Genomic DNA, 26,328 nt, shown 5'->3' on the forward strand with positions numbered 1-26,328 from the left:
CTGAAACATGGTCACTTTACACCCAATAAACTAGCAAAATTGTAGATCTTCTGGTCAGCAGGAAAAGGCAAGTTATAATGCCTGCAATTTCATGGATGCATTATTTAACTTGGAAATGCCGATTATGACTAAATCACAGAACGTAGACCCAGCAGAAATCAAAAAATTCGAAGACATGGCGTCGCGCTGGTGGGATCTAGAAGGCGAGTTTAAGCCACTACACCAAATCAATCCGTTGCGCTTAAATTACGTGCTAGAGAAAACCGAAGGCCTTTTTGGTAAGAAAGTTCTCGATGTTGGCTGCGGCGGCGGTATTCTGGCTGAAAGCATGGCTGTAGAGGGTGCGGTAGTCACCGGACTAGATATGGGTAAAGAACCGCTCGAAGTCGCTCGTCTGCACGCATTAGAAACCGGCACCAAGCTCGATTACATCCAAAGCACCATTGAAGACCATGCAGAGCAAAACCCACACACTTACGATGTGGTGACGTGCATGGAAATGCTAGAGCACGTTCCTGACCCACAATCAGTTATCTCGGCTTGTTCAAAGTTGGTTAAACCAGGCGGTCATGTGTTCTTCTCAACATTGAACCGTAACTTTAAGTCGTACCTGTTCGCTATTGTTGGTGCAGAGAAGTTACTTAAGATAGTGCCAGAAGGTACTCACGACCACGAAAAGTTCATTCGCCCTGCTGAGCTTATCAAAATGGTTGATAACACTCCGCTTCAAGAACTAGGGATTACAGGACTGCACTATAACCCGTTAACGAACACCTACCGTTTAGGCCAAAAAGTCGATGTGAACTACATCGTTCACACTCAAAACTTGGGCTAAAAAATATCGGTAGCCCTACCGTAAAATATTTTGTAAAAAAGACGAATGAAAAGAGTTGCAATTACCATAAGTTTGCGACTTTTTTCAGTCTAAATTTCGTGCGCTAGCTTCCATTTTGACCACCTCGATTTAAATTTAATCGTCCAAAATCCATTGCCTATTTTGCCCAAAGATCAAGGGATTTTTTTTTATGGGCGTGCAAAAATAAAGCATCCTTAAAAGGCGACTTTTGTACAATCAAGTCACGTCTAACGTCATCAGTTAGTGGTCACTTACAGTTTTTTTTCAATCCACTACTTATCCACAAGCAACCCAATTTCTTTACCTTGAAAAATATCAGTTGTAGCACTATCTTGTAACCCAACAAACAAATGACCCCTATATGTTGTGTTTGAACTACAATATATGGGTAGACCAAGATCACAAAGCCGAAACGTAATTTACAAAAATTACACAGAAATACACAAAAACACGGCCTTGTTCAGTTTTGTTAGGGAAATTAAGCAGAATGAACCAACAACTTACTGTTACCAAGCGTAACGGGCGCAAAGAAACGATCGATTTAGAGAAAATCCATCGAGTGATCACATGGGCAGCTGAAGGCTTGCACAATGTTTCTGTATCACAAGTAGAATTGAAAGCTCACATTCAGTTTTACGATGGCATTACCACGACTGACATTCATGAGACAATCATCAAGTCAGCAGCGGATTTAATCTCTGAAGAGACTCCTGATTACCAATATCTAGCAGCACGTCTGTCAGTGTTCCATCTACGTAAAAAAGCGTACGGTGAATACGAGCCGCCTGCACTTTATGACCACGTTGCAAAACTGGTTGATATGGGTAAATACGATAGCCACCTAATGGAAGACTACACGAAAGCTGAGTTCGAAGAGCTTGACGCGTACATCGACCACAAGCGTGACTTAAACTTTTCTTACGCGGCGGTTAAGCAGCTTGAAGGCAAATACTTCGTGCAGAACCGTGTAACAAAAGAAATCTACGAGAGTGCTCAGTTCCTTTACATTTTAGTTGCTGCGTGTTTATTCGGTAAATACCCGAAATCGACTCGTCTTGACTACATCAAACGTTTTTACGACGCATCGTCTACGTTTAAGATTTCTCTACCTACACCAATTATGTCTGGTGTACGTACGCCTACTCGTCAATTCAGTTCATGTGTACTGATTGAGTGTGGTGACAGCCTTGATTCTATCAACGCAACAGCAAGCTCTATTGTTCGTTACGTATCTCAACGTGCTGGTATTGGTATCAACGCAGGTCGTATCCGTGCGCTTGGTTCTGAAATCCGTAATGGTGAAGCGTTCCACACTGGCTGTATCCCTTTCTACAAATACTTCCAAACAGCAGTAAAATGTTGTTCTCAAGGTGGTGTTCGTGGCGGCGCAGCAACAGTGTTCTACCCACTATGGCACGGTGAAGTTCAGTCTCTATTAGTACTGAAAAACAACCGCGGCGTTGAAGAGAACCGTGTTCGTCACATGGATTACGGCGTACAGCTGAACAAGCTTATGTATTCTCGCCTAGTCCAAGGCGGCAACATCAGCCTGTTCTCACCTTCAGACGTACCTGGCCTTTACGACGCGTTCTTCGAGAACCAAGAGCGTTTTGAAGCACTTTACGTGAAGTACGAAAACGATCCTTCAGTGAAGCGTGAAACGGTTAAAGCCGTTGAGCTATTCTCTCTGCTAATGCAAGAGCGTGCTTCTACTGGTCGTATCTACATTCAGAACGTTGACCACTGTAATACACACAGCCCGTTTGATTCTGAAGTAGCCCCTGTTCGTCAATCGAACCTATGTTTAGAAATCGCGCTACCAACTAAGCCGCTTTCTAACGTAGAAGATGACGAGGGTGAGATTGCATTATGTACGCTTTCGGCGTTTAACCTAGGCGCAATCAACGAGCTAGACGATCTGGCTGAACTTTCTGAACTGGTTGTTCGTGCTCTAGATGCACTACTTGATTACCAAGACTACCCGCTTCCAGCAGCACGTAAGTCGACAATGAACCGTCGTACTCTAGGTGTGGGTGTAATCAACTACGCATACTACCTTGCGAAGAATGGTGTTAAGTACTCTGATGGCAGCGCAAATGGCCTGACTCACCGTACTTTTGAAGCAATTCAATACCACTTGCTAAAAGCGTCTGTTGAACTAGCGAAAGAGCAAGGCCGTTGCCCATCTTTCCACGAGACCAACTACGCGAAAGGCCTACTGCCAATCGATACTTACAAAAAAGATATCGACTTAGTATGTGAAGAGCCACTGCACTACGATTGGGACACGCTACGTGAAGAGATCATGGAGCACGGCCTACGTAACTCTACACTGACAGCACTTATGCCTTCTGAGACTTCATCTCAAATCTCGAACGCGACTAACGGTATCGAGCCACCACGTGGTTATGTATCAGTGAAAGCGTCGAAAGACGGTATCCTGAAGCAAGTTGTTCCTGATTTCCTAAATCTTAAAGAGAATTACGAGCTACTTTGGAACATTGGTACTAACGACGGTTACCTGCACTTAGTGGGTATCATGCAAAAATTCGTTGACCAAGCTATCTCTGCAAACACTAACTATGATCCAAGTGTTTACGACAGCGGTAAGGTACCAATGAAGCAGCTGCTTAAAGACTTGCTAACAGCGTACAAGTACGGTGTTAAGACGCTTTACTACCATAACACTCGTGATGGTGCTAAAGATGACCAAGGCGATGCAGTTCAAGTGCCGGAAGAAGATTGTGAAGGCGGCGGTTGTAAGATCTAAACCGCAATAAACATTAAGACCCCAGAGAAGTTATCTTCTCTGGGTTTAAAGCATTAACAGGGTCCGTTTTATTGCGGGTCTTTAAAGGATTTGAGGCATTTATGGCTTACAGTACTTTTTCTCAACAAAAAAATGACCAACTAAAAGAACCAATGTTCTTGGGTCAGTCGGTAAACGTTGCACGTTACGACCAACAGAAATTCGAAATCTTCGAAAAGTTGATCGAAAAGCAGCTTTCTTTCTTCTGGCGTCCAGAAGAAGTAGACGTGTCTAGCGACCGTATCGACTACAACAAGCTTCCTGAGCATGAAAAGCACATCTTCATCTCTAACCTGAAGTACCAAACGCTTCTAGATTCTATCCAAGGCCGCAGCCCTAACGTTGCCCTACTTCCTTTGGTATCACTGCCAGAAGTTGAAACTTGGATTGAGACTTGGTCATTCTCTGAAACGATTCACTCTCGTTCATACACGCACATCATCCGAAACATCGTGAATGATCCAGGCGTAGTATTCGACGATATCGTTGAGAACGAAGAGATCCTGAAACGTGCGAAAGACATCGCGTTTTACTACGATGATTTGATCAAGCTGACGGCTGACTACCATCGCTACGGCGAAGGCAACCACAACATCAACGGCGAAGACGTTAAGATTTCACTTCACGACCTGAAGAAGAAGCTTTACGTATGTCTAATGTCTGTGAACGCACTGGAAGCGATTCGTTTCTACGTAAGCTTTGCATGTTCATTCGCATTCGCTGAGCGTGAGCTAATGGAAGGTAACGCGAAGATCATCAAGCTAATCGCTCGTGATGAAGCTCTTCACCTTACTGGTACACAGCACATGATCAACTTGCTGCGTAATGGCCAAGATGACTTCGAATTCATGCAGATCGCTGAAGAGTGTAAGCAAGAGTGTTTCGACCTATTCAAAGAAGCGGCTGAGCAAGAAAAAGAGTGGGCAGAATACCTATTCAAAGATGGTTCTATGATTGGTCTAAACAAAGATATTCTTTGCCAATACGTTGAGTACATCACTAACATCCGTATGCAGGCTGTTGGCCTAGGTACCGCTTACCCAGAAGCAACGTCGAACCCAATTCCATGGATCAACGCTTGGTTGTCTTCAGATAACGTTCAAGTTGCTCCACAAGAAGCTGAAATCAGTTCTTACCTAGTTGGCCAAATCGACAACGAAGTAAAAGCTGACGACTTTGAAGGGTTTGAGCTGTAATGCCAACAATCAAAATCAACAAGCTGACTTCTATTGAATCTAACCCTTCAAATACTCTATTGGAAACAATGGAACAAGCAGGGTTAGAGCCAGAATACAACTGCCGAGATGGCCACTGTGGCGCTTGCCGCTGTACGTTGGATTCTGGTGAAGTCGAGTACGTTGGTTTTGCTATGGCTTACACACAAGCCAATGAAATTTTGCCATGCATCTGCAAAGCAAAAACTGAGTTATCGCTGAGTAACGTTATCCATAGAAGCAAGCAAAAACGCGCATAAGCCAACTGGCTTTAGGTCGCTTTGCTCGAATAACTTCAATAAGAACTAAAAAGGGTCCGCTTCCTCTAGGAATGCGGACACTTTTCTATTTATGTCTTTAGGAATCTGAGACTACTCGCCTCTCACTCAACCAAAGCCTTTCTGCTAGCTCGCTGCCACAAAGCCAAACCAGACGTTTACTACTGAATAAGGTTCAAAGTCACTGAGCCAATGTAACAAGCGCTTCGGCACTCTCCGCAGCCGTTACACTTATCTTTGTCCACCGTAGGCAACTCCCCTGCTTCGATTTGAATCGCACTTGCTGAACAAGCGGTTTGGCACGCATTACAATCCATTTGCATGTAATTGTTACAGCTATCAGCAAAGCTAGGCTTCAAGTCAATATAAGGCGTGACCGTTGGATGAAGCGCGCCAGTCGGACACACTTCACTGCACTTGTTACACATAGAACAACTGTTGTAATCCAAATTCAGCAGCGCACTGCCCTCTAGCATCTCTATGACACTATTCGGACACGTATGCTCACATAGCCCACAACCGTCGCAAAGACGCTCAAACAGCACCTCATCGACCGCTTTTGGCGGCCTTGCATACGAGCGTTGTGACTTCTCTTCATAATTCGCGGCGGCTTTAACCGGTTTAGAAAGTCGAGTTAAGAAACCACGCCTATTTGAATTTATTTGTTCAGGCATTAATCGATATATAACTTTTTAGTAGCAACGTTTAAATTATATTCAGATGTTAATTGCTCAAGCCAATATATTACATCACTTGATAGCTTCTTATAAAAAGATAACTCTGATGCTGAATTAAATCTCTCTAAATAAACTGATGACCAAGTTAATAAATGAGACTCTAATAATTCACGAGATGAATCAATATTATTATTTTCTAACAAATACGCATGTGCGAGTAGCATTAAACCAAATTGGTCTTCTGGCTCTCTTAAGCCTGTATCTAACTCAATATGATTCAATTCTAAAAACTGTCGATATTCCACAGTCGATGCGCCAAACACAATACGGTCTTTATCGAGATAAACAGAGCCCCAAGGCGGTGCTGGCATGTCGCCAACGCCTTCAAACAGTCGACTAAACTCTGCAGCGAGCGCATCTTCCTGTTCGTTTTGGAGTGCCAGTAAACAATCTTCTGATAAAACTTGGCTCTCTACTAAGGCCTGAACAGTATCTATTAACTGTTCTTTATTAGTTGCTTGATAAAATAATGAACCGAGCAATTTATGCGTATCAATAATCATTCTTATTTATGCCGTAATTGGTTTAACGACAATTATATAAATAATACGATTGGATTCTTTGATCTATTTTATACATTCGATTCATAATATTTTAATTCCGATCTTATTTGATGCCAATCAATCAACAATTAGAAATAAAAACATAGAGACTAAACTACCTATAAAGTGCTAGTCATCAATAACAATAGGCATCTTAGAATGACGAATAAGAAAGAATCTGGGGTAATGAATCTTACTCGAAGAGGCTTCATGAAAGCTTCTTCTGCGGTAGGTAGCGCAGCCGCACTCGCGGGCGGTATCGCTTTACCTTTCAAATCCAAACCAGTAGCGGCTGCGGTTGCTGAGAGTGTGGATGAGAAAATCGTATGGAGTGCATGTACTGTAAACTGTGGCTCTCGCTGCCCATTACGTATGCATGTGCAAAACGGTGAAATCAAATACGTAGAAACCGACAACACTGGTACTGACGAATACGGTCATCACCAAGTTCGTGCTTGTCTACGTGGTCGCTCTATGCGCCGCCGTGTTTACAACCCAGATCGCCTGAAATACCCGATGAAACGTGTGGGCAAACGTGGTGAAGGTAAATTCAAACGTATTAGCTGGGAAGAAGCTTACGATGAAGTTGCTGGCACCATGCAACGCCTTATCAAAGACTACGGTAACGACACTATCTACCTAAACTACGGGACAGGTACACTTGGCGGTACAGTAACTAAGTCTTGGCCACCAGCACAAACGCTGATTGCTCGTCTAATGAACCTAAGTGGTGGTTATCTAAACCATTACGGTGACTACTCAACAGCGCAAATCGCGAAAGGCTTGAGCTACACCTACGGTGGTTGGGCAAACAACAACTCTTTCTCTGACCTAGAGAACACCAAGCTTAACATCCAATTTGGTAACAACCCTGCCGAGACACGCATGTCTGGCGGCGGTCTGATCCACCACTATGTAGAAAGCAAAAACAAATCGAACGCAAGAACGATTATCATCGACCCTCGCTACACCGATACTGCCGGTGGCCGTGAAGATCAATGGATCCCAATTCGTCCTTCTACAGATGCTGCATTGGTAGCGGGTCTTGCACACGTAATGATCACTGAAGACCTTGTCGATCAACCGTTCCTAGACAAATACTGTGTCGGTTACGACGAGAAAACTCTGCCTGCATCGGCGCCTAAAAACAGCGACTACAAATCTTACATCCTAGGTTTAGGTGAAGATGGCGTAGAGAAGACACCAGAATGGGCTTCTAAGATCACCGGTATTCCCGTTGATACTATCGTCAAGCTTGGTCGCGAGATGGGCACGGCGAAACCATGTGCGATTCACCAAGGCTGGGGCTTACAGCGCACTGCGAATGGTGAGCTAGCGTGTCGTGCAATCGCAATGCTGTCATTACTAACCGGTTCTGTGGGTGTGTCTGGCGGTTCAACAGGCGCTCGTGAAAGTGACATCAACATTCCGTTTGTTCGCTTCCCTACTGTGCCAAACCCAGTTGAAACTTCAATTTCAATGTTCATGTGGACAGACGCGATTTACCGTCACCATGAAATGACCGACATCACTGACGGTGTTCGCGGTGCAGAGCGCCTTAAGAACCCAATCAAAATGATCTGGAACTACGCAGGTAACTGCATCATTAACCAACACTCAGACATCAACAAGACTCACGCGATTCTTCAAGATGAAAGTGCGTGTGAAATGATTGTTGTGGTTGATAACCATATGACTTCTTCAGCGAAATACGCCGATATCATCCTGCCAGACTTAACAACGTCTGAGCAAGACGACTGGTGTATGGATGGTAAAGCAGCGAATATGCCTTACTTCATCTACGCGCAGAAAGCGATCGAGCCTCAGTTCGAAGCGAAATCTATCTATGAAATGTGTTCTCAATTAGCGAAGCGCATGGGCGTCGAAAAAGAGTTCACTGAAGGTCGTACACAAGAGCAATGGATTGAGCATCTTTACGCTGAAACTCGTAAGAACGATCCAACACTGCCAACCTTCGAAGAGATGAAAGAGCTGGGTATCTACAAACGTAGCTATGACCACCACTACATCGCTTACGAAGATTTCCGCAAAGATCCTGAAGCGAACCCACTGACAACACCAAGCGGCAAGATCGAGATCTACTCAGAGCAACTGGCTGATATCGCGAAGACTTGGAAACTGAAAGAAGACGAAGTAATTCACCCACTTCCCGTTTACGCGGACTCTTTTGAAGGTCACAACGACCCACTAGCAGAGAAGTACCCACTTCAGCTAACTGGTTTCCACTACAAGGCTCGTACTCACTCGACTTACGGCAACGTTGCAGAAATCAAAGCAGCAGCACCGCAAGAGTTATGGATCAACCCGATTGATGCTCAAGAGCGCGGTATTAAAAATGGCGATATGGTGAGTATTTTCAATGACCGTGGCGAAGTTCATATTCCAGCGAAAGTGACACCTAGGATTCTTCCTCGAGTTGTCGCACTAGGCGAAGGTGCATGGTACGCACCAGATGGTCAGAAGATCGACCATGCAGGCTCCATCAACGTGCTGACGACTCAGCGCCCGAGCCCACTTGCTAAGGGTAACCCTCAGCATACAAACCTAGTTCAAATCAAAGCGCTAAACAAAGCATAAGGTAGGTTGGAATGAAACAATACGGCTTTTACATTGATTCAAGTAAATGCACGGGTTGTAAAACCTGTCAGCTTGCTTGTAAAGATTATAACGATCTAGACATCAAAACGAACTACCGTCGCGTATACGAATACGCAGGTGGTGGCTTCACTCAAGATGGTGATACTTGGGTTCAGAAAGATGTCTTTTCTTACTACCTATCTATCGCTTGTAACCACTGTACTAACCCAGCGTGTGTGAAAGTGTGTCCTTCGGGCGCTATGCACAAACGTGATGAAGACGGTTTGGTTGTGGTTGATGAGAGCGTATGTATTGGTTGCCAGCACTGTAGCAATGCGTGTCCTTACGGCGCACCACAATACAATGCTAAGAAAGGTCACATGACGAAATGCGATGGTTGTTACCAACGAGTTTCTGAAGGCAAACAGCCTATCTGTGTTGAGTCTTGCCCACTTCGTGCATTGGAGTTTGGCGAAATCAATACACTTCGCGAGAAGTACGGCTCTGGTGCGGATGTGGCTCCACTGCCATCTTCAACAGAAACGCTACCGAACATCGTGATTAAGCTGAACAAAAACGCGAAGCCGACTGGCGATACCAGTGGTCACCTAGCAAACCCGAAGGAGGTGTAAGATGATTTTTCATGAGTGGTCTTTAATCTTCTTTACGGTGCTGGCGCAAACTGCGGTTGGTGGTTACTTACTGATTGGTGCTCGTGCACTGGTACTTGGTCATGACGAAGAGAAACTAAACAGCTACAAGGTTCCAATGTTCATTCTGTGGGCATTAATGGGTCTTGGTTTTATGTTCTCGACAACGCACCTAGGTTCTCCACTGCGCGCGTTTAATGCCTTTAACCAATTAGGCTCAGCTTGGTTGTCTAACGAAGTGTTCTTCGGTGCAGCATTCTTCGCTGTCGGCGGCCTGCAATGGCTACTGTCTGTGGTTAAGAAAGGTGGCGTTGCTATCCAGAAAGCACTGATGGTCGGCGCTATGGTGCTGGGTGTTATCTTCATGTACGCGATGATTAACGTATACATGATCAACACAGTACCGACGTGGGACAACATCTACACACCACTGAGCTTCATCATGACGATGGTTGTGGGCGGCTTGCTGATGTCTCAGTTTGTGATTGTATTCGCAAATGACAGCCGCTTTACGGTTGACCGTAACATCACCATGCTGGCTGTTATCGCAGTTGCTATCAGCTTGCTTGTGACAGTAGGAAAACTGAACCTAATCGGTGACATCCAAACTTCAGCGGCAAAAGCGTCTGAGTTAGTCGATGGTTTAGGTAACTATGTGATTCTTCAAGTGGCACTGCTAATGGCAAGCTTGTTGATTTGGATTCTACCTATGCTGAACAAAGCAAAAGTGAACCCAGTAAACCTTGGCTTAGCACTAGTATTGTTCTTGGCTTCAGAGTTAATCGGCCGTGGTTTATTCTATAGTCTACATATGACAAGCGGTTTGTAATCAAGTTCTTACAGACATGAGTTACGTGTAAACATAGCTGCTTGTTTGGTTATCTAGAAGGCTAGATAAACTAAAGGCCCAACACCTATTTAGATGTTGGGCCTTTTTATTTCGTTTTTTCTCGCGTTTTTAGTACAGACTTGGTTAGCTCGCCTAAATACTTACTTAATAATAGCCGCTGGAATAAACATGTCTTTCAATCGCTTAACCGAAGAGTAAGTACCAAACATCGGTTTGTTGTCTAAATGCCTTCTCAGCATATCGGCAGCAACGGTCTTAATCAAGTTACGTTGGTCTTCGCGTGAGTATTGACGATAAAATTCAAGCACCTGACCCCATTCTCCCGCTTCGGTCGACAATGCAACGCTGAATGTGTTGCCTTCTAACTTGCCAGTCACCAAAGCTAGCTCAGTACCGCACTTCTCTCTTGTTGCGCCAGCCAGAGCAAAGGTTGCAGCTAATGGATCGCTCTTCTCAAGTTCACTCTCTTTTGGCTCAGCCATCACCCACGAATGCCCGAAGCAATCTTCAACCTGCTCATTCAATTGCAGCCACGCTGACAATGCGCCTTTGGTCGACACTTCAGACACAGATAACGTCTTCTTTTTCTCAGCCATTATGTGGCCAATATGATCAACCATAGGCTCATCAACACTGACGACATTACTTTCTAGCAGCTTGTAAACCATTTGCAGCAACTTAACGCGAGTTTCTAAGTCTGCCTTAGGACCAAACAGTTTGACCTCAATGAACGGCAGATAAGAACGGTAGCCAAGTTCATAGCCGGCAGGAAGCTTAAGCTGATCTAACACATCCGAGATACCCGACTCAGACAAACCAAACGTAAACAGTCGACTGCATTCAGAGGCAACCACTTGAGGGTAAGTACGCGACAAATCAGGAATAATCTCAAACGTGACCATGCGTTTGAATTCACTCGGTACACCCGGAGTGAAATAGAAAGTCGCATCGTTGATTTTCAGTTTGAAGCCGCAAGCCGTGCCCACAGGGTTATCGACAATCTCTGAACTCGCTGGCAACAAAGCTTGTTTAAGGTTGCTGTCCGGCATCGGCATACCACGTCCAGAAAACATCTCTTCCATACGAGTTAGCCATTCAGGGAACATGACGAGTTTCTGCTCTGAAGCCGTCGCAGCCGCAGCCGCACTCATATCATCAGTTGTCGGTCCTAAACCACCATTAACGATAACCACATCATAGTTAAAACTCAGCATCAACAGTTCTTCAACTAGAGCATTCATTTGGTCACCCACAGTCGAACGTTTCGCTAGGGCAAAACCGTGCTGATAAAACTCAGCAGACATCCAAGCTGCGTTTGTGTCTACAATGTCCCCATGAAGAACTTCTTCACCAGTGCTTAACATTGCGATTTTCGTCATATTTCTATCCTTTGTAGTCATAAAAAGACACTGCATTATTTACAAACTGGTCTATGGTTGAGTTTGAGACATTTCACCTTTTCACAAATATTAATAATGTTAAATCTAAGGTTTTCTTAGGAAAAGCAATAAATTATTAGTTCCCTAAATCAGGCATTTAATAGATAATTGTGACTCTGATCAATTCTTAACTTCTCATGGAGACCCTTGTGGCCAAATCACCGTTACTAACGAAGGTTACTGCTGCATTTTCAATGCTAATGTCAGTTAACTCGGTTGCAAGCCAATACGACTTCGACCAGCCAATCAACCTTTCTTACTCGGATGAATGTGCTCAAGATTACTGTGTTAATGAAAGCTTGTACACCTACAAGCCTAGCAAGAACTATGCACTAAGCGAATCAAGTGATCAGTACGATCTAACGATCGATAAGCAACCAATCTACCTTACCGTCAGCGATGGCAAAGATTGGGATTACTTAATGGGTCAAACCTACACTATTCTTGGCCTAAGTGTCGCAACCGTTGGTCTAATGACTCTTTTACCTGAAAGTATCACTAAGTGGGATGATGACCAACGTGATATCAGCGCACTGGGTAAAAAATGGAAAGATAACGTTTCCGAAGGCCCAGTATGGGATCGTGACGAACACTTCCTAAACTACGTGATGCACCCGTATTTCGGTGGTGTTTACTATACAGCAGCTCGACATGCTGGTTACGACGAGTTTGAGTCTTTCATGTACTCTTGGACAATGTCGACCTTCTTCTGGGAATACGGCGTAGAAGCGTTTGCTGAAGTACCTTCATGGCAAGATCTCTTCATCACACCTTTCTTTGGTGCCGTTGTTGGTGAAATGATGCTAGAAGCAGAACAAGACATCGTTGCTTCAGGTGGCGAAGTGATGGGCTCTCAAACCATGGGTAATGTGTCTCTATTCTTCCTAAACCCTGTTGGCCATATCCACTACTGGGTAAGTGATGCATGGGGTGGTGACGCGGAAGTTAATCTGAATACTAACCCTTGGTGGGATAACCAAGACGCGGCTCGATTCGCCTACGATGCTGGCGCACGATACGATTCTCAATTTGTTGGTATGAACTTTAAAGTAACGTTCTAAATCGTCTTTCAGTCTATGAATTTCAAGTTACTGCATTCCTAATAAAAGCGACAACTCTTCTAAAAAGCGGCTCTCTAGCCGCTTTTTTTGTGCCCTACTCTTCATTCTCTTTTTTTACTTCACAGCTTAGTTTCAAAAATTGACGTAGGTCAAACATTGTTCGATGTAAACTTCTACACTGAAATTAAAGAACTTTATCGCGTGATATCAAACATTTAATTAGAAACGAATCATTGAAACTTTGGGGGCTGATATGAACAGTACATTTATCGTAAACTTTATCGGAAAAGCATCACCAGCAACAATCAAACAACTTGCTGCTGTTACTCACGAAAACGACGGCAAATGGCTCATCAGTAAAGTTAATTTTATTGAAGACCAGGTCGCAGGCGTACTCAAGGTTCAACTTCCAGCCATCAACGAATCGATTGTGAAAGAGGCTTTCAGCGCCAATGCTGACTTGATCGTGCAGTTTGTTGATTCAGACCACACTCACAACGCACAAGATACAATCCATCACTTAAGGCTCGACTCTAACGACAGAGCAGGTATCGTCAACGAAGTGACACATGTATTAGACAGACAAGGGATCAGCATTCTCGATATGGACTGCCACCGTGTCTTTATCGCCGGTGGCGGCGGTGTTAGCTCAAGCTTATTTACTTCCAAGATTGCCGTTAAGCTACCAATCGAAGTTTTGATTGATGACGTAGTGAATGAACTAGAAACACTCAGCGAAGATACTCGAGTGATGATTGAGAGTTAAGTTACCTACCCTCCCGACAATGGATTCGTTGTTGGGAGGCTAACTAATGAGAAACACACTTCACTTACATAACTTACAAAAATACGAATAAAAAGGATAGAAAAACATAACCTAGACATATGAAACCAAGCATTTATATGAATTTATTGTTATCATAGATATCTTATATAATTTAGTAGCTTAGGTTAATACATGGAAAGAAAAAGGTCGAGTTGGCAACTCAATGCCATCTCAGTAATCCTTCTCACAACACTATTTAGCGGCTGTAAAAGCGGCCATGAAAATAATGACAGTGGAACAACAACGACAGGAACCAGTACTGGTTCATCCTCTTCCCCGGTTACTGTTAGCCTCCCTAATAGTGTTTCATTGTCTGAACCACAATCAGGGTCAAAAACAGAGTCGATCACCGTTTCTCTTTCCGAAGCCTTAAGCCAAGATCTAACCTTGACGATCTCAACCAGTGACGTGACGACACGTTCCAGTGGTGCGTTCAAGAACTACGATGTTATCTCTAGCCAAAACGTCAAAATTGCGGCAGGAGCAACAAACGCAGATCTGCCATTAAACCTTGTGCACAATAATCTGTATGAAGGAAGCAAAACTCTTCATTATTCTATAAGCGCAGATGGTAGCGATCTATATAAGATCGACAATGCTCAAACAAATGTGACGTTATCCGATAGTGATTCTGAACCAAGTATTCGCTATAGCGACACCAGCAAAGTGGTCTTAGAAGGGGATAGTGACAGCAGTAACATTGAGTTAAGCCACTATTCCTACCAAGATATTACCGTTACACTAGAAAAAAGTGGGATAGCTTCAAATGATGATTACACCAGTAATCTTAGTAGCATGACTATTACGATTCCCGCCGAAAGTTTAACGCACGCAATAAAAGTAACAGCCAAACAAGATAGGCTAAGTGAAGGGGGGGAATCGGTTGTATTCACCATGTCCAGTAGCGGAAATACCTCGATCGATAGCGATCACAACTCGCTGTCATTTTATATACCCGGCGATAGAGGGATTAACGATACGGGTTTTGCTACCTACTCTGATGGTGCAACCCACGATTTAATATCTGCGCCAGCCAATTACCCCGGGCAAGATGCCAACTATGGTTTAGATAGTACTAACGGTACAGACCACTCAGACGGTCAATACGGCTTTAAATTCACTAAATTAGATTACAGTGGCAACATTCTTCCAAATAGCGCCACGGATTGGTCTTGCGTTCGAGATGAACGAACAGGTATGTATATTGAAGCCAAACAGCAACCAATCGACTTACCAAATCAAAGCGCAATCGATCAATGGTTAGAAGATTACGCCAATGCCCCTGATGCAAACCCGTACCCATATTCGACAAAATCGGCCTACTGGCGCAGCGCTGCCTACCAATACACATGGTATGATTCAGTTTCCACAACGAATGGCGGTTCTGCCGGTCATAAAAATGATGAGCTTCTGGCTGACGGACCAATTTCTTCTGCGTGTGCTTACTCGACCAATTCTTCAGGTAATAGACGTTGTGATGCCGAAGGTTACTTAGCCAACCTAAATAGCTTTGGTGCATGTGGCGTCAATAACTGGCGTTTGCCTTCTCCGGCAGAAGCTCGTTCATTTATTAACTATAATGTGGGCACTATTGACCCAACGACTGTTGATTACTTCCCATACATCAAGAATGTGAGCTCTGTTGATACTATTTTTACGCAGTCCTCTTCTGTTGGAGCCAGCAGCAGTGCATGGTGTATGGATACATCAAGCGGGCAAATGAAACTTTGTAACAAAGGGACTTATCAAGGTGTTATCGCAGTAAGTGGAGTAGTCGAATAATGAAACTTAAATATTATGTTATAGCAGCCCTATTTGCTCCGAGTTTAGGCTCCGCTCAAACCTGTGTTGAAAATCAACCCGCTTCCCAAACTGATGGTCAATTCATCGACCGCCAAGATGGAACGATCTTAGATATACACACCAACCTGTTATGGGCCAAATGCAGTCTCGGGGAAACCTATGATACAGAAAGTAATCTTTGTAGCGGGTTCCCTACGAACTACATCTCTTTTCAAGATGCTTTGGCCGCGGCGGCTGATACAACATTAACAACAATTGGATCTCAAAATAGTTTTAGACTACCAAATATCAAAGAGCTTGGTTCCATTGTTGATTACCGCTGTACCCAGCCAGCTATTAATCTAAGTTACTTCCCAACAACAATAAATGCACCTTATTGGACAAATACTCCGGACAATAATGGTATCAATACTAATCACGACGGATTGATAATTGACTTCACAGAAGCACAAGAAGTAACCACAAATTCAAGTGGGATGACCCTTATCCGCTTAGTAAAAGAATTGAACGAGTAAAACACTCTTTCATCAAGTAAGAGTCCAAAATCAAAAAGAGCAGCTCATTGGCTGCTCTTTTTATTGTTCTGAAGCTATGACTCAGTTACTTTACTGACCACTGCGACAGAGAACGTTTGAAGTCGTCATAGCCAAACTCATTCAATTTTTGAATTTCGCCATTGCTGCGCTCACAATAGATAGACGGCATTTTCAAACCATTGAACCAATTCAGTTTCACCATAGTGTAACCAGCACTGTCCAACAGATGCAGCTTTTGACCAATTTTCAGAGGTTCATCAAAGCTTGCTTCACAGAACTGATCGCCCGCAAGGCATGAACACGAACCAATCACATAATCATGGCTGCCATTTTCAGACGCTTCCAATACCGATGCTGGTTCATTGTAGATAAGCGTATCTAGGCGGTGCGCCTCGGTAGCTGAATCGACAATTGCCGTTTTCTTCACGTTCTCTACGATATCAACCACTGTCACAACCAAATCAGTTGTTTTAGTGATGATGGCTTCACCCGGCTCAAGGTACATCTGCACGCCGTGCTTTTCAGAGAAGGATTTTAGCGCAAGACCCAGCTTCTCAATGTCATAACCCGGCCATGTGAAGAACACACCACCGCCCATGCTCACCCAGTCCAACTTATCTAAGTGCTCACCAAACTGTTCTGAGATTGAATCAAGTAAACCGATAAATGCATCGACGTCTTTGTTCTCACAGTTCATGTGAAACATGACGCCATTAATCTCATCGAAGGTCTCAGGCTTGATGTGATCAGCTTGAACACCCAAACGAGAGAATTGGCGTGCAGGGTTTGCTAAGTCTTGCCCTGCGTAGCTCACACCCGGATTTAAACGTAAACCCAGTGAAGCTTTACCTTCAACAACATAACGGTAAGCCGCTAACTGGCTTTGCGAGTTGAAGATCATCTTGTCGCAGATGTCAGCGACTTCTCTCACGTCATCTTCGCTGTAACCCACACTGTAAGCGTGCGTTTCACCACCGAAGGTTTCGTGACCAAGCTTCACTTCGTATGGACCAGAGCTTGTCGTGCCATCGAGATAAGGTTTGATGATGTCAAACACACCCCATGTCGAAAAACACTTGAGTGCCAATACCAGCTTCACACCTGAAATCTCTTTCAGCTGTTTAGCTATCTCTAAATTCGCAATCAACTTCTCTTCGTTGATCATGAAATAAGGCGTTTTTAGTTCATTGTTTTGCATGTTATCTATACCTTGCTGCCCTCGACTTAACGAGGGCACATGATAATCGAAAAAAGCCGACACTCATGCATCGGCTTGTAATTATACGTTCTTGTCCATCATATGGCTTTGGATGTAATTCGCAGAGCTTTGACCTTGTAGCTAGGACATCGCGCGAAGTTTACGAATGTAAATGAACACGATGGACAACGCAACGAGGGCAAAGAGCCAGAATTACTTCAAAGTGTGGATCAGAGGTAAACCTTGTTTAGGCTCTAGCTCTTGAACATGCCAATCTAGACCGATTTCAGGCATCGTTGCAAGGAACGGGTCTGGGTTTAGCTGTTCCATGTTGAACACGCCTTTATCTGCCCATTCGCCACGGAAGAACTGAAGTGCAGCGGTAATTGCTGGAACACCTGTTGTGTAAGAGATCGCTTGGTGCTCTACGTCTTCGTAAGCCACTTCGTGGTCTGCGTTATTGTAGATGAATACGCTACGCTCTTTACCGTCTTTCTTACCTTGAACCCAAGTACCGATACACGTTAAACCTGTGTAACCCGGAGCTAGAGATGTTGGATCTGGTAGCAGCGCTTTAAGAACATGTAAGGGCTGAACCACAGTGCCGTCATGTAGCGTTAGCGGATCAGGGCTAAGAAGACCGATGTCACGCATGCAGTTGAAGTAGTTCAGGTATGCATCACCAAAGCCCATCCAAAATTCGATACGCTTAGCTGGGATGAACTCTTTCATTGAACGCACTTCATCGTGTGCCATTGAGTACACCTTGTGAGAGCCACAGTTAGGGAATTCAAACTCAAGCATACGAGAGTGACAAGGTACTTGTTTCCACTCTTCATTTTCCCAGTAGAAAGAGTCGCCTTGGATCTCAAGCATGTTGGTTTCTGGGTCAAAGTTTGTCGCAAACTTCTTACCGTGGTCGCCAGCATTTACGTCCATTACGTCAATTGAGTCAATCTCATCGAACAGGTGCTTAACCGCGTACGCTGCAAAGATTGATACCACACCTGGATCGAAACCCGCGCCAAGAATACCTGTGATGCCCGCTTCAGCGAACTTCTCACGGTAGCCCCACTGCCAATCATAAGCTTGTGGTACTTGTTGGCCTTCAGAACATAGATCAACCGCAACCGATGTATCTAAATAAGATACTTTAGATTGGTAACACGCTTCCATGATCGCCATGTTTACCCAAGGAGGACCAGCGTTGATCACTAGATCAGGCTTAACTTCTTTAATCAAAGCAACAAGTGCATCAACATCGTCAGCGTCTACTGAACGAGCTTCTAGTTTCTTAGTAGAATCTTTAAGGTTGTTTTTGCCCTTGATAGATTCGATGATTTTTTCACACTTCGCGATTGTGCGAGAAGCGATTGTGATATCACCCAGTACTTCGTTATTTTGTGCTGCTTTATGTGCAACAACCCAACCGACGCCGCCTGCACCAATTTGTAGAATAGCCATAGTTTTAATTACCCTTGTTGTTCTGCTAGCTCAGTGGCTAGAGTTTGAATTTTGTTAATTAGAGATTTGAAATCTGATGTCTTTAAGCACGGGTTCAAGATAGTGAATTTCAGCGCACTTTTACCATCAACGACCGTTTCGCCAAGCACGGCAGCGCCACGAGTCAACGCCTCCAGTCTTAACGTCTGATTCAGTTTGTCTAAATCAAGAACACCGTTTGCTGACTGTCCATTACTAGGAACCGAACGGAACAGCACAGTCGAAAGAGACGGCTCAGCAAGCAGTTCAAAATCATCATGCTTCTGAATCAGATCGGCAACCTCAAGCGTCTGCTCTAGAAGGTGATCGTACATATCACCCAGTTGCTTTGGCCCAACGCTTTGCATAGTCATGAAGACTTTCAGTGCATCGAAACGCTTGGTGGTAGCGATAGACTTATCGACTAGATTTGGCAGCTCATCGTGCTCACGATTCAAGTAATCTGCGTGATGCAGTAGGTACTTAAAGTTCGCTTTGTCTTTGAGAAGCACAGCACCACAGCTGATTGTTTGGAAGAACAACTTGTGGAAATCAACGCTCACTGAGTCCGCTTTTTCGATGCCTTTCAGGCGAGCTTTATGGCTACTTAAGATAAGCGCGCCACCGTAAGCACTGTCGACATGGAACCAAAGATCTTGTTGGTTGGCGATGTCAGCTATCGCTTCCAGGTCATCAATAGCACCGTGATCGGTTGTACCCGCGGTACCGACAACAGCAAAAGGAATCAACCCTTGAGCTTTAAGTGCTTTCACTTCTGCGTCTAGCAAGTCCGGCTTGATAGTGCCGTTTGCATTGGTGTCAACACAACACACTGCAGCTTCGCCTAAACCCATTAAAGAGGCCGACTTTTGAACCGTGAAGTGAGATTTCTTTGAACATAAGATACGCAGCTTGCTCGCGTATTCTGGCAAGCCAAGCTTTTGGATAGAATGGCCATTGTACTTATCGGCAACCCAATCTCTCGCAAGCAATAAACCCATTAGGTTACTTTGCGTGCCGCCGCTGGTGAAAACACCGTCAGCTTGTGCGCCAAGCTGGTATTTGTCACACATCCAATCTACGACGCGCTGCTCAACATAAGTCGCAGCAGATGCTTGGTCCCATGAATCCATCGATTGATTCAACGCCGCGATAATCGATTCCGCAGCAACAGAAGCCATAAGAGGAGGCGTGTGAAGGTGTGCAATACAGTCTGGGTGCTGCACAAAGATAGAGTTCGCTGCGACTAAGTCAGCCGTGCTATCCACAACATCAACCAAAGCGTGTTGGCTGTTATCGAGATCGACAGCGTTGATAGCTGCTTCTAGCATTTTTGGATCTAAACCCGAATAAGGGGTTTCAACCTGTTCAAAAACCGCTTTCATCGCTTGAGTAGTTTGGTTCATCACGCTAGCAAATTCGTCGCTACCGCCTAAACCCGTCTGGATGAAATGCTTGTTCCATTCCTGATTTGATTCTTCGCTTTGTGTTTGGTCTTGTCGTAAACCACCACCCGCTGCGATGATCGCTTCTTCCATGACGCGCAATGCAAAGTCGATCTGCTCAAAAGAGATAATCATAGGAGGAAGGAAACGAATTACCGAACCATCACGACCACCCTTTTCAACCATCAAGCCGCGCTCTAATGCTGCTCGTTGAATCGCTAACGTCAGCTCGCCGTCTGATTGCGGCTCGCCAAATTTGTTGAGTTCGCCGTTTGGTTGCTTGATCTCAGCGCCAAGCATCAAGCCTTTGCCACGAACTTCAGCAATACAGTTCACACGCGATTGAATTCTCTCAAGCCCATGACGTAAGTATTGGCCTGCGATGTTCGCGTGCTCAACCAAACCATCTCGCTCGATGATTTCTAATGCTTTAGCGCCAGATACCATTGCTAATTGGTTACCACGGAATGTACCGGTGTGCTCACCCGCTTTCCAAGTATCAATGCTCTTATCGAACACAAGCAGCGACATAGGCAGTCCGCCGCCAATCGCTTTAGACAAGCACAAAATATCAGGGTTAACGCCTGATTCTTCAAACGCAAAGCGATGACCAGTTTTACCTACACCACACTGAATTTCATCAAAGATAAGTAGAATGCCGTGTTCATCACAGATACGACGTAGACCTTGTAACCAAGATGCTGGAGCAGGGATCACACCGCCCTCACCTTGTACAGGCTCAACGATCATCGCAGCTGGTTTCATGATGCCGGATTCGTCATCATTCAACATACGTTCGATGTAACGAATGCTCGCGTTGGCACCTGCTTCACCACCAATGCCAAACGGGCAGCGAAGGTTGTATGGGAAAGGCATGAAATGTACGTCAGACATCAAGCCGCTGCGACGTTCTTTTGTACCTAGGTTGCCCATCATACCCATGGTGCCATTAGTCATACCATGGTATGCGCCACGAAAAGCAAACATGGTGTTGCGACCTGTGGTTTGCTTAGCGAGCTTGATCGCCGCTTCTACAGCGTCAGCGCCAGATGGGCCACAAAATTGGATCACCGAGTTAGTTGAAAAGTCTTGAGGAAGAAAGGCTTTAACTCGCTTGATAAACGTATCTTTCGCTTGCGTCGTGATATCAAGCGTTTGGTATGGCAAACCTGAATCGAGTTGATCTTTGAGTGCTTGGTTGATCTCAGGGTGGTTATAACCCAGAGAAAGTGTACCTGCACCGGCTAAACAATCGAGAAAGAGTTGGCCACGAGTATCTTCAACTAAAACGCCACATGCTCTCTTAATTGCAATAGGTAGGCGTCTTGGGTAAGAGCGAACATCCGATTCATGCTGTTCTTGCTCAAGCAAAATAGCGTCAGGTGTTAGGTCGTAAGTTCCCTCAACGATAGGAACCATAGTTGAAAATGAATTTGCGATAGTATTAATATCGACTTCAAAGGCGGTAGTCATAAAAGTCCCCTTGAATCTGTTCATACTCATCTCCATCAGACGCAATGACACACTAACCCTCTGCTGATTTTGAGAGAGTTCACCGTGAAACACGCGTATTGTCTAGAAATGAGATATAGCTGTACGCTCGCATAAGTCAAATGACGAATACGAAATTAGGCCGTCTTAGGACAGCAAAAATTAGTTAGCGCGAGCTCAAGGTTCAGTAATGCTACTGTTTTGAAGAATTGGACATTTTTGCAGTATCGGACAGCTATGAAGAACTGGCCCTTTTGGAAATGCAGAGCTGATTAGCAATGTTGTTATTAGTGTATTCAATGTTGGGTTTCCCATTAGCATGGCGAATTGCGCCATAAGTATCCCGTCTATCAGCTAAAGGATTAGCCGATACCTACCCTACGTAATGTCCCAATCAGCAAGAATGGTCACTACGCGTATCCCCCAGAAGTAATCGCTGCTCTTTTTGAACATCGGTCATTCCGAGATTGCGCAGGAAAGTAACACAAAGTGAAACGAACGATCAATAGTTTTTAATAATCGCTTTATAAATACTAGATTTGATTAGGTGATTGATTTAAATATCACCAATCTAAGCTCAGGGGTTGAACAAGAAGAGTTCGGGAGATGAGAAAAAAACAGATACAGCAAAAACCAAAAAGCCCGAACATTTCTGTTCGGGCTTTTTAATTTGGAGCGATACATCGGGTTCGAACCGATGACCTCAACCTTGGCAAGGTTGCGCTCTACCAACTGAGCTAGTATCGCATTTGCTACATCCGTTAAGACGTAGACTTTAATAGATGGTGCCCCGGGCCGGACTTGAACCGGCACAGCGCGAACGCCGAGGGATTTTAAATCCCTTGTGTCTACCAATTCCACCACCAGGGCACGCAATTCTTTATTGCGATGCCGATTACTGAAAAGTAAAACACCATCTTAATGCTGACGCCAATCAACATTACAAATTTTGGAGCGATACATCGGGTTCGAACCGATGACCTCAACCTTGGCAAGGTTGCGCTCTACCAACTGAGCTAGTATCGCATTTTCATTACTCTTACCTCTTCTCATTAACTAAGAAAAAGAGATAATGGAGGCGCCTCCCGGAGTCGAACCGAGGTCCACGGATTTGCAATCCGCTGCATAGCCACTCTGCCAAGGCGCCTTAGTAACTCCAATCGAATCGCTTATTGCCATCCTCTTGGGTACGGGATGCATTCTACGGATTCAGAGGATTGAGTCAATATTATTTTTGTATTTTTAATTCGTTTGAATAGATTTCATACGAAACAGGCTAAATAGCTGACTTTGTGTGCAAAGGACTTTGTGGACAGGCCATTCAAAGGCGATCTATATCACATTAGATATCCACTATTGATAACTTAACCTTAGGTTAAAGATCAAAAAAGCGAGCCTCAGCTCGCTTCTTCATCAATGATGTTTTTCGTCTAACAAATCGTCTTTGGCAGCCATCAAGTATTGCGCCATTGACCAGTAAGTCAGAACAGTTGCGACATAGAGCGCAATGTAACCTACCCACACCATCCAGTCGTCGTATCGCCAGATCAGTACCCAAAGAGCGAACATCTGAGAAACGGTTTTGACTTTACCAACCCAAGATACCGCAACGCTTGCACGTTTACCGATTTCAGCCATCCATTCACGAAGCGCCGAAATGATAATCTCACGAGCAATCATGGTCACAGCTGGAATCGTTATCCAAATCGAATGGTAATGCTCAGTCATCAAGATAAGAGCCGTAGCAACCAGCACTTTATCCGCTACAGGGTCAATAAAGGCACCGAAGCGAGACGTTTGCCCGAGTTTACGAGCCAGCATGCCATCTAGCCAGTCAGTAAAACCCGCTACCCAAAACACCATTGCAGCAGCAAAAGGAGCCCATTGGTAAGGTAGGTAAAAAACAACAACGAATACTGGGATCAAAAATAGTCTCAGTAAGGACAAAATGTTAGGTATATTCAAACGCATATTATTGGGCTCTTATTAATTGCGCTTTAATGGTGCGGGATTTTTACTATTGTTTCAATGCTTGATAAATGTTTTCTGCCAAAGAATGACTAATGCCCGGTACTTTGGCTATTTCTTCGACAGTTGCACGCTTAAGTTCTTGTAAGCCACCCATATATTTCAGCAAAGATTGACGGCGCTTAGGCCCTACCCCTTCAATTCCCTCAAGTGCACTGGTTCTACGCGTTTTACCACGTTTTGCTCTATGCCCTGCAATCGCATGATTATGGCTTTCATCACGTATATGTTGGATAAGGTGCAGTGCTGGCGCATCACTTGGTAAATTAAACTCTTCACCTTCAAGGGTCACCAAGGTTTCCAAACCCGGTTTACGTGTTACCCCTTTCGCAATACCCATCATTCTTGGTCGAAACGGCCAATCATCCCAATATTTGGAAATGATCTCATGGGCACGATTCAACTGACCTTTACCGCCATCGATAAAAATGATGTCTGGGATCTTGTCGACATCGAGTTGTTTTGAATAGCGTCTTTCAAGCGCCTGAGCCATTGCAGCGTAGTCATCACCACCTATAATACCTGTGATGTTGTAACGACGGTATTCCGGTTTAACTGGCCCTTCTTGATTGAAGACCACGCAAGATGCAATCGTACTTTCACCCATGGTGTGACTGATATCGAAACATTCCATGCGTTTGATAACGTCCATCGACAGCACTTCTTGAAGTTCCTTAAATCGCTGATTGATCGTCATCTTGTGATTAATCTTAGTGGTAATGGCTGTTAATGCATTGGTGTTAGACAGTTTAAGGTAGCGACCACGAGTTCCAGAAGGATTAGTATTGAAGTGAATCTTACGGCCCGCAACTTCACACAAGGCTTCTTGAATCGGTGTGACATCTTCCATCAAATCAGCATTAAGGATGAGACGAGTTGGTATGGTTCTCGCTTCATTATGTGCAAGATAGTATTGGCTTAAAAAGCTCGAAAAGACTTCCTCTCGCACCGTATTATTTGGAATTTTCGGGAAATGGCTTCTACTGCCTAAAACCTTTCCTTGGCGAATCATCAAGATGTGAATACAAGCCACGCCATTTTCTTGAGCAAAACCTAACACGTCCATATCTTCCATTGAGTCGTCAGATACATACTGTTGCTCTTGCACGCGTCGAATCGCTTGGATCTGGTCACGGAAAGCAGCAGCTTGCTCAAAGCGAAGCTCTTGGCTTGCCTTGTCCATTTTATCGATGAGTGTCTCAAGAACTAGCTTGTCTTTCCCCTGCAGGAATAAACGAACGTAGTCGATAAGTTCACTGTACTCTTCATCAGAGATGATTGAGCTGACACATGGCGCAGCACAACGACCAATCTGATACATCAAACACGGGCGCGTTCTGTTGGCATAAACCGTATCTTCACACTGACGAGCAGGAAAGATTTTCTGTATTAGGTGCAACGTCTCACGCACAGCGCCGGAATCAGGATAAGGACCAAAGTACTCTCCCTTTTTCTTCTTAGCACCACGATGCATCGACAAACGAGGATGTTTGTGACCGCTAATAAAAATATAGGGATACGACTTATCATCGCGCAGAAGTACGTTGTATTTCGGTAAGTACTGCTTGATGTAGTTGTGCTCAAGGATAAGAGCTTCTGTTTCTGTATGCGTTACAGTAACATCGATTTTGTCGATATTGCTGACTAAAGCGCGCGTTTTTTCACTGTCGACTTTTTTACGGAAATAACTGGAAAGGCGTTTTTTGAGGTTCTTTGCTTTACCGACGTAGATAACAACAGCCTCGGCGTTATACATACGATAAACGCCGGGCTGTTCTGTTACTGTCTTGAGAAATGACACTGAGTCAAACAAGTTGGTCACTATACGATCTCAGTGTTAAAGGGTCTCAGTGTCTAACATTCCATGTCTAATCGCTAAATGCGTCAGCTCTACATCGCCACTGATATCCAATTTGCTGAACAAACGGTAGCGGTAACTGTTGACTGTTTTAGGACTTAGATTGAGTTGTTCTGAAATATCCGTCACTTTCTGACCTTTGGTAATCATCATCATGATTTGAAGTTCACGCTCAGATAAGTCTGCGAATGGATTTTCAGACGCAGGCGAGAATTGGCTCAAAGCCATCTGCTGCGCAATTTCTGGTGAAATGTATCGTTGGCCACTATTAACCACTCGAATTGCATTTACCATTTCATCCGGACCTGCCCCTTTAGTAAGGTAACCAGCAGCTCCAGCTTGCATCACTTTAGTTGGAAACGGATTTTCCGTATGAACAGTTAAAACGATGATTTTAACATCAGGGTTGAAACGCAAGATTTTCTTGGTTGCTTCTAAGCCACCAATACCAGGCATATTCATATCCATCAAAATAACGTCAGTATTATTAGTACGACACCATTTTGCAGCATCTTCACCGCTTTCAGCTTCCCCTGCTACGTTCATTCCACGGACGTCTTCAATAATACGTCGTATCCCTGTGCGAACCAGCTCGTGATCATCTACAAGGAAAACATTTATCAAACT

Annotated in this window: 20 protein-coding genes and 4 tRNA genes; 11 read left to right on the forward strand and 13 right to left on the reverse strand. The window is 44.4% G+C overall.

Annotated features, from left to right (window positions below; genetic code table 11):
- Window positions 1–91 precede the first annotated feature (91 nt).
- From ubiG to yfaE, 4 genes are all read left to right on the forward strand, one after another.
- Complete coding sequence (gene ubiG / locus L3V33_RS08090; protein ID WP_017078713.1) at window positions 92–835, forward strand: bifunctional 2-polyprenyl-6-hydroxyphenol methylase/3-demethylubiquinol 3-O-methyltransferase UbiG; 744 nt, start codon at window positions 92–94, stop codon at window positions 833–835.
- A 508-nt stretch (window positions 836–1,343) separates the two neighbouring features.
- Window positions 1,344–3,626 (forward strand): class 1a ribonucleoside-diphosphate reductase subunit alpha, encoded by a 2,283-nt coding sequence (gene nrdA / locus L3V33_RS08095; RefSeq protein ID WP_108176287.1) that lies wholly within the window; start codon window positions 1,344–1,346, stop codon window positions 3,624–3,626.
- A gap of 101 nt (window positions 3,627–3,727) precedes the next feature.
- Window positions 3,728–4,861: a class Ia ribonucleoside-diphosphate reductase subunit beta gene (gene nrdB, locus L3V33_RS08100; RefSeq protein ID WP_004733365.1), complete on the forward strand. Its 1,134-nt coding sequence runs from the start codon at window positions 3,728–3,730 to the stop codon at window positions 4,859–4,861.
- Window positions 4,861–5,139 (forward strand): class I ribonucleotide reductase maintenance protein YfaE, encoded by a 279-nt coding sequence (gene yfaE, locus L3V33_RS08105; protein ID WP_004733364.1) that lies wholly within the window; start codon window positions 4,861–4,863, stop codon window positions 5,137–5,139. The genes nrdB and yfaE overlap by 1 nt, the downstream gene beginning before the upstream one ends.
- Window positions 5,140–5,318: 179 nt before the next feature.
- Here the strand turns inward: yfaE and napF are convergent, their stop codons facing one another.
- Window positions 5,319–5,831 (reverse strand): ferredoxin-type protein NapF, encoded by a 513-nt coding sequence (gene napF, locus L3V33_RS08110; protein WP_054547353.1) that lies wholly within the window; start codon window positions 5,829–5,831, stop codon window positions 5,319–5,321.
- A complete protein-coding gene (locus tag L3V33_RS08115; protein ID WP_171316054.1) occupies window positions 5,831–6,397 on the reverse strand; it encodes a molecular chaperone in 567 nt (188 codons plus the stop codon). The genes napF and L3V33_RS08115 overlap by 1 nt, the downstream gene beginning before the upstream one ends.
- Window positions 6,398–6,595: 198 nt before the next feature.
- Between L3V33_RS08115 and L3V33_RS08120 the strand changes: the two genes are divergently transcribed.
- The 3 genes from L3V33_RS08120 to L3V33_RS08130 are packed head-to-tail and all read left to right on the forward strand — an operon-like array spanning window position 6,596 to window position 10,513.
- Window positions 6,596–9,034: a DmsA/YnfE/YnfF family dimethyl sulfoxide reductase gene (locus L3V33_RS08120; RefSeq protein WP_171330959.1), complete on the forward strand. Its 2,439-nt coding sequence runs from the start codon at window positions 6,596–6,598 to the stop codon at window positions 9,032–9,034.
- Window positions 9,035–9,045: 11 nt separating this feature from the next.
- Window positions 9,046–9,666 carry a DMSO/selenate family reductase complex B subunit gene (locus L3V33_RS08125; RefSeq protein WP_004733360.1) on the forward strand — a complete coding sequence of 207 codons (621 nt, stop codon included), beginning with the start codon at window positions 9,046–9,048 and terminating at the stop codon, window positions 9,664–9,666.
- A 1-nt stretch (window position 9,667) separates the two neighbouring features.
- Window positions 9,668–10,513, forward strand: a complete 846-nt coding sequence (locus L3V33_RS08130) for a DmsC/YnfH family molybdoenzyme membrane anchor subunit (RefSeq protein WP_171309115.1) — start codon at window positions 9,668–9,670, stop codon at window positions 10,511–10,513.
- A 161-nt stretch (window positions 10,514–10,674) separates the two neighbouring features.
- Here the strand turns inward: L3V33_RS08130 and L3V33_RS08135 are convergent, their stop codons facing one another.
- On the reverse strand, window positions 10,675–11,913 hold the full coding sequence (locus L3V33_RS08135; RefSeq protein ID WP_237290213.1) for a CinA family nicotinamide mononucleotide deamidase-related protein: 1,239 nt from the start codon (window positions 11,911–11,913) through the stop codon (window positions 10,675–10,677).
- A 209-nt stretch (window positions 11,914–12,122) separates the two neighbouring features.
- On the opposite strand from L3V33_RS08135, the gene L3V33_RS08140 reads away from it, so the two are divergent.
- From L3V33_RS08140 to L3V33_RS08155, 4 genes are all read left to right on the forward strand, one after another.
- Window positions 12,123–13,034, forward strand: coding sequence for a DUF3943 domain-containing protein (locus tag L3V33_RS08140; RefSeq protein ID WP_054547348.1), 912 nt, complete (start codon window positions 12,123–12,125; stop codon window positions 13,032–13,034).
- 253 nt (window positions 13,035–13,287) lie between these two features.
- A complete protein-coding gene (locus tag L3V33_RS08145; RefSeq protein ID WP_065204842.1) occupies window positions 13,288–13,800 on the forward strand; it encodes an ACT domain-containing protein in 513 nt (170 codons plus the stop codon).
- A gap of 192 nt (window positions 13,801–13,992) precedes the next feature.
- Complete coding sequence (locus L3V33_RS08150) at window positions 13,993–15,642, forward strand: DUF1566 domain-containing protein (RefSeq protein ID WP_237290214.1); 1,650 nt, start codon at window positions 13,993–13,995, stop codon at window positions 15,640–15,642.
- Window positions 15,642–16,178 carry a DUF1566 domain-containing protein gene (locus tag L3V33_RS08155; RefSeq protein ID WP_146457118.1) on the forward strand — a complete coding sequence of 179 codons (537 nt, stop codon included), beginning with the start codon at window positions 15,642–15,644 and terminating at the stop codon, window positions 16,176–16,178. The genes L3V33_RS08150 and L3V33_RS08155 overlap by 1 nt, the downstream gene beginning before the upstream one ends.
- A gap of 85 nt (window positions 16,179–16,263) precedes the next feature.
- On the opposite strand, the gene nspC is transcribed toward L3V33_RS08155, so the two are convergent.
- From nspC to uvrY, 10 genes are all read right to left on the reverse strand, one after another.
- Window positions 16,264–17,397 (reverse strand): carboxynorspermidine decarboxylase, encoded by a 1,134-nt coding sequence (gene nspC / locus L3V33_RS08160; protein ID WP_237290215.1) that lies wholly within the window; start codon window positions 17,395–17,397, stop codon window positions 16,264–16,266.
- 213 nt (window positions 17,398–17,610) lie between these two features.
- A complete protein-coding gene (locus L3V33_RS08165) occupies window positions 17,611–18,861 on the reverse strand; it encodes a carboxynorspermidine synthase (RefSeq protein WP_237290216.1) in 1,251 nt (416 codons plus the stop codon).
- 8 nt (window positions 18,862–18,869) lie between these two features.
- Window positions 18,870–21,821, reverse strand: coding sequence for a pyridoxal phosphate-dependent class III aminotransferase (locus tag L3V33_RS08170; protein WP_237290217.1), 2,952 nt, complete (start codon window positions 21,819–21,821; stop codon window positions 18,870–18,872).
- A gap of 665 nt (window positions 21,822–22,486) precedes the next feature.
- Window positions 22,487–22,562, reverse strand: a tRNA-Gly gene (locus L3V33_RS08175).
- Window positions 22,563–22,598: 36 nt separating this feature from the next.
- Window positions 22,599–22,685: transfer RNA gene (locus tag L3V33_RS08180), tRNA-Leu, on the reverse strand.
- A gap of 80 nt (window positions 22,686–22,765) precedes the next feature.
- Window positions 22,766–22,841 (reverse strand) — tRNA-Gly (locus tag L3V33_RS08185).
- 47 nt (window positions 22,842–22,888) lie between these two features.
- Window positions 22,889–22,962 (reverse strand) — tRNA-Cys (locus L3V33_RS08190).
- 266 nt (window positions 22,963–23,228) lie between these two features.
- Window positions 23,229–23,786 carry a CDP-diacylglycerol--glycerol-3-phosphate 3-phosphatidyltransferase gene (pgsA, locus tag L3V33_RS08195; RefSeq protein ID WP_017078221.1) on the reverse strand — a complete coding sequence of 186 codons (558 nt, stop codon included), beginning with the start codon at window positions 23,784–23,786 and terminating at the stop codon, window positions 23,229–23,231.
- Between the two features lie 46 nt (window positions 23,787–23,832).
- The gene (uvrC, locus tag L3V33_RS08200; protein WP_171310846.1) at window positions 23,833–25,665 is read right to left on the reverse strand and encodes an excinuclease ABC subunit UvrC; all 1,833 of its coding nucleotides are present in this window, start codon (window positions 25,663–25,665) and stop codon (window positions 23,833–23,835) included.
- Between the two features lie 15 nt (window positions 25,666–25,680).
- Complete coding sequence (gene uvrY, locus L3V33_RS08205) at window positions 25,681–26,325, reverse strand: UvrY/SirA/GacA family response regulator transcription factor (RefSeq protein WP_004729778.1); 645 nt, start codon at window positions 26,323–26,325, stop codon at window positions 25,681–25,683.
- Window positions 26,326–26,328: the final 3 nt, after the last annotated feature.

This window comes from Vibrio sp. A2-1 (assembly GCF_021728355.1).
Taxonomy (GTDB): Bacteria; Pseudomonadota; Gammaproteobacteria; order Enterobacterales; family Vibrionaceae; genus Vibrio; species Vibrio splendidus_K.

Coding starts and splice junctions, on each gene's coding strand:
- ubiG (WP_017078713.1), top strand. CDS start 92: ATGGATGCATTATTTAACTTGGAAATGCCGATTATGACTAAATCACAG.
- nrdA (WP_108176287.1), top strand. CDS start 1,344: ATGAACCAACAACTTACTGTTACCAAGCGTAACGGGCGCAAAGAAACG.
- nrdB (WP_004733365.1), top strand. CDS start 3,728: ATGGCTTACAGTACTTTTTCTCAACAAAAAAATGACCAACTAAAAGAA.
- yfaE (WP_004733364.1), top strand. CDS start 4,861: ATGCCAACAATCAAAATCAACAAGCTGACTTCTATTGAATCTAACCCT.
- napF (WP_054547353.1), bottom strand. CDS start 5,831: ATGCCTGAACAAATAAATTCAAATAGGCGTGGTTTCTTAACTCGACTT.
- L3V33_RS08115 (WP_171316054.1), bottom strand. CDS start 6,397: ATGATTATTGATACGCATAAATTGCTCGGTTCATTATTTTATCAAGCA.
- L3V33_RS08120 (WP_171330959.1), top strand. CDS start 6,596: ATGACGAATAAGAAAGAATCTGGGGTAATGAATCTTACTCGAAGAGGC.
- L3V33_RS08125 (WP_004733360.1), top strand. CDS start 9,046: ATGAAACAATACGGCTTTTACATTGATTCAAGTAAATGCACGGGTTGT.
- L3V33_RS08130 (WP_171309115.1), top strand. CDS start 9,668: ATGATTTTTCATGAGTGGTCTTTAATCTTCTTTACGGTGCTGGCGCAA.
- L3V33_RS08135 (WP_237290213.1), bottom strand. CDS start 11,913: ATGACGAAAATCGCAATGTTAAGCACTGGTGAAGAAGTTCTTCATGGG.
- L3V33_RS08145 (WP_065204842.1), top strand. CDS start 13,288: ATGAACAGTACATTTATCGTAAACTTTATCGGAAAAGCATCACCAGCA.
- L3V33_RS08150 (WP_237290214.1), top strand. CDS start 13,993: ATGGAAAGAAAAAGGTCGAGTTGGCAACTCAATGCCATCTCAGTAATC.
- L3V33_RS08155 (WP_146457118.1), top strand. CDS start 15,642: ATGAAACTTAAATATTATGTTATAGCAGCCCTATTTGCTCCGAGTTTA.
- nspC (WP_237290215.1), bottom strand. CDS start 17,397: ATGCAAAACAATGAACTAAAAACGCCTTATTTCATGATCAACGAAGAG.
- L3V33_RS08165 (WP_237290216.1), bottom strand. CDS start 18,861: ATGGCTATTCTACAAATTGGTGCAGGCGGCGTCGGTTGGGTTGTTGCA.
- L3V33_RS08170 (WP_237290217.1), bottom strand. CDS start 21,821: ATGAACAGATTCAAGGGGACTTTTATGACTACCGCCTTTGAAGTCGAT.
- pgsA (WP_017078221.1), bottom strand. CDS start 23,786: ATGCGTTTGAATATACCTAACATTTTGTCCTTACTGAGACTATTTTTG.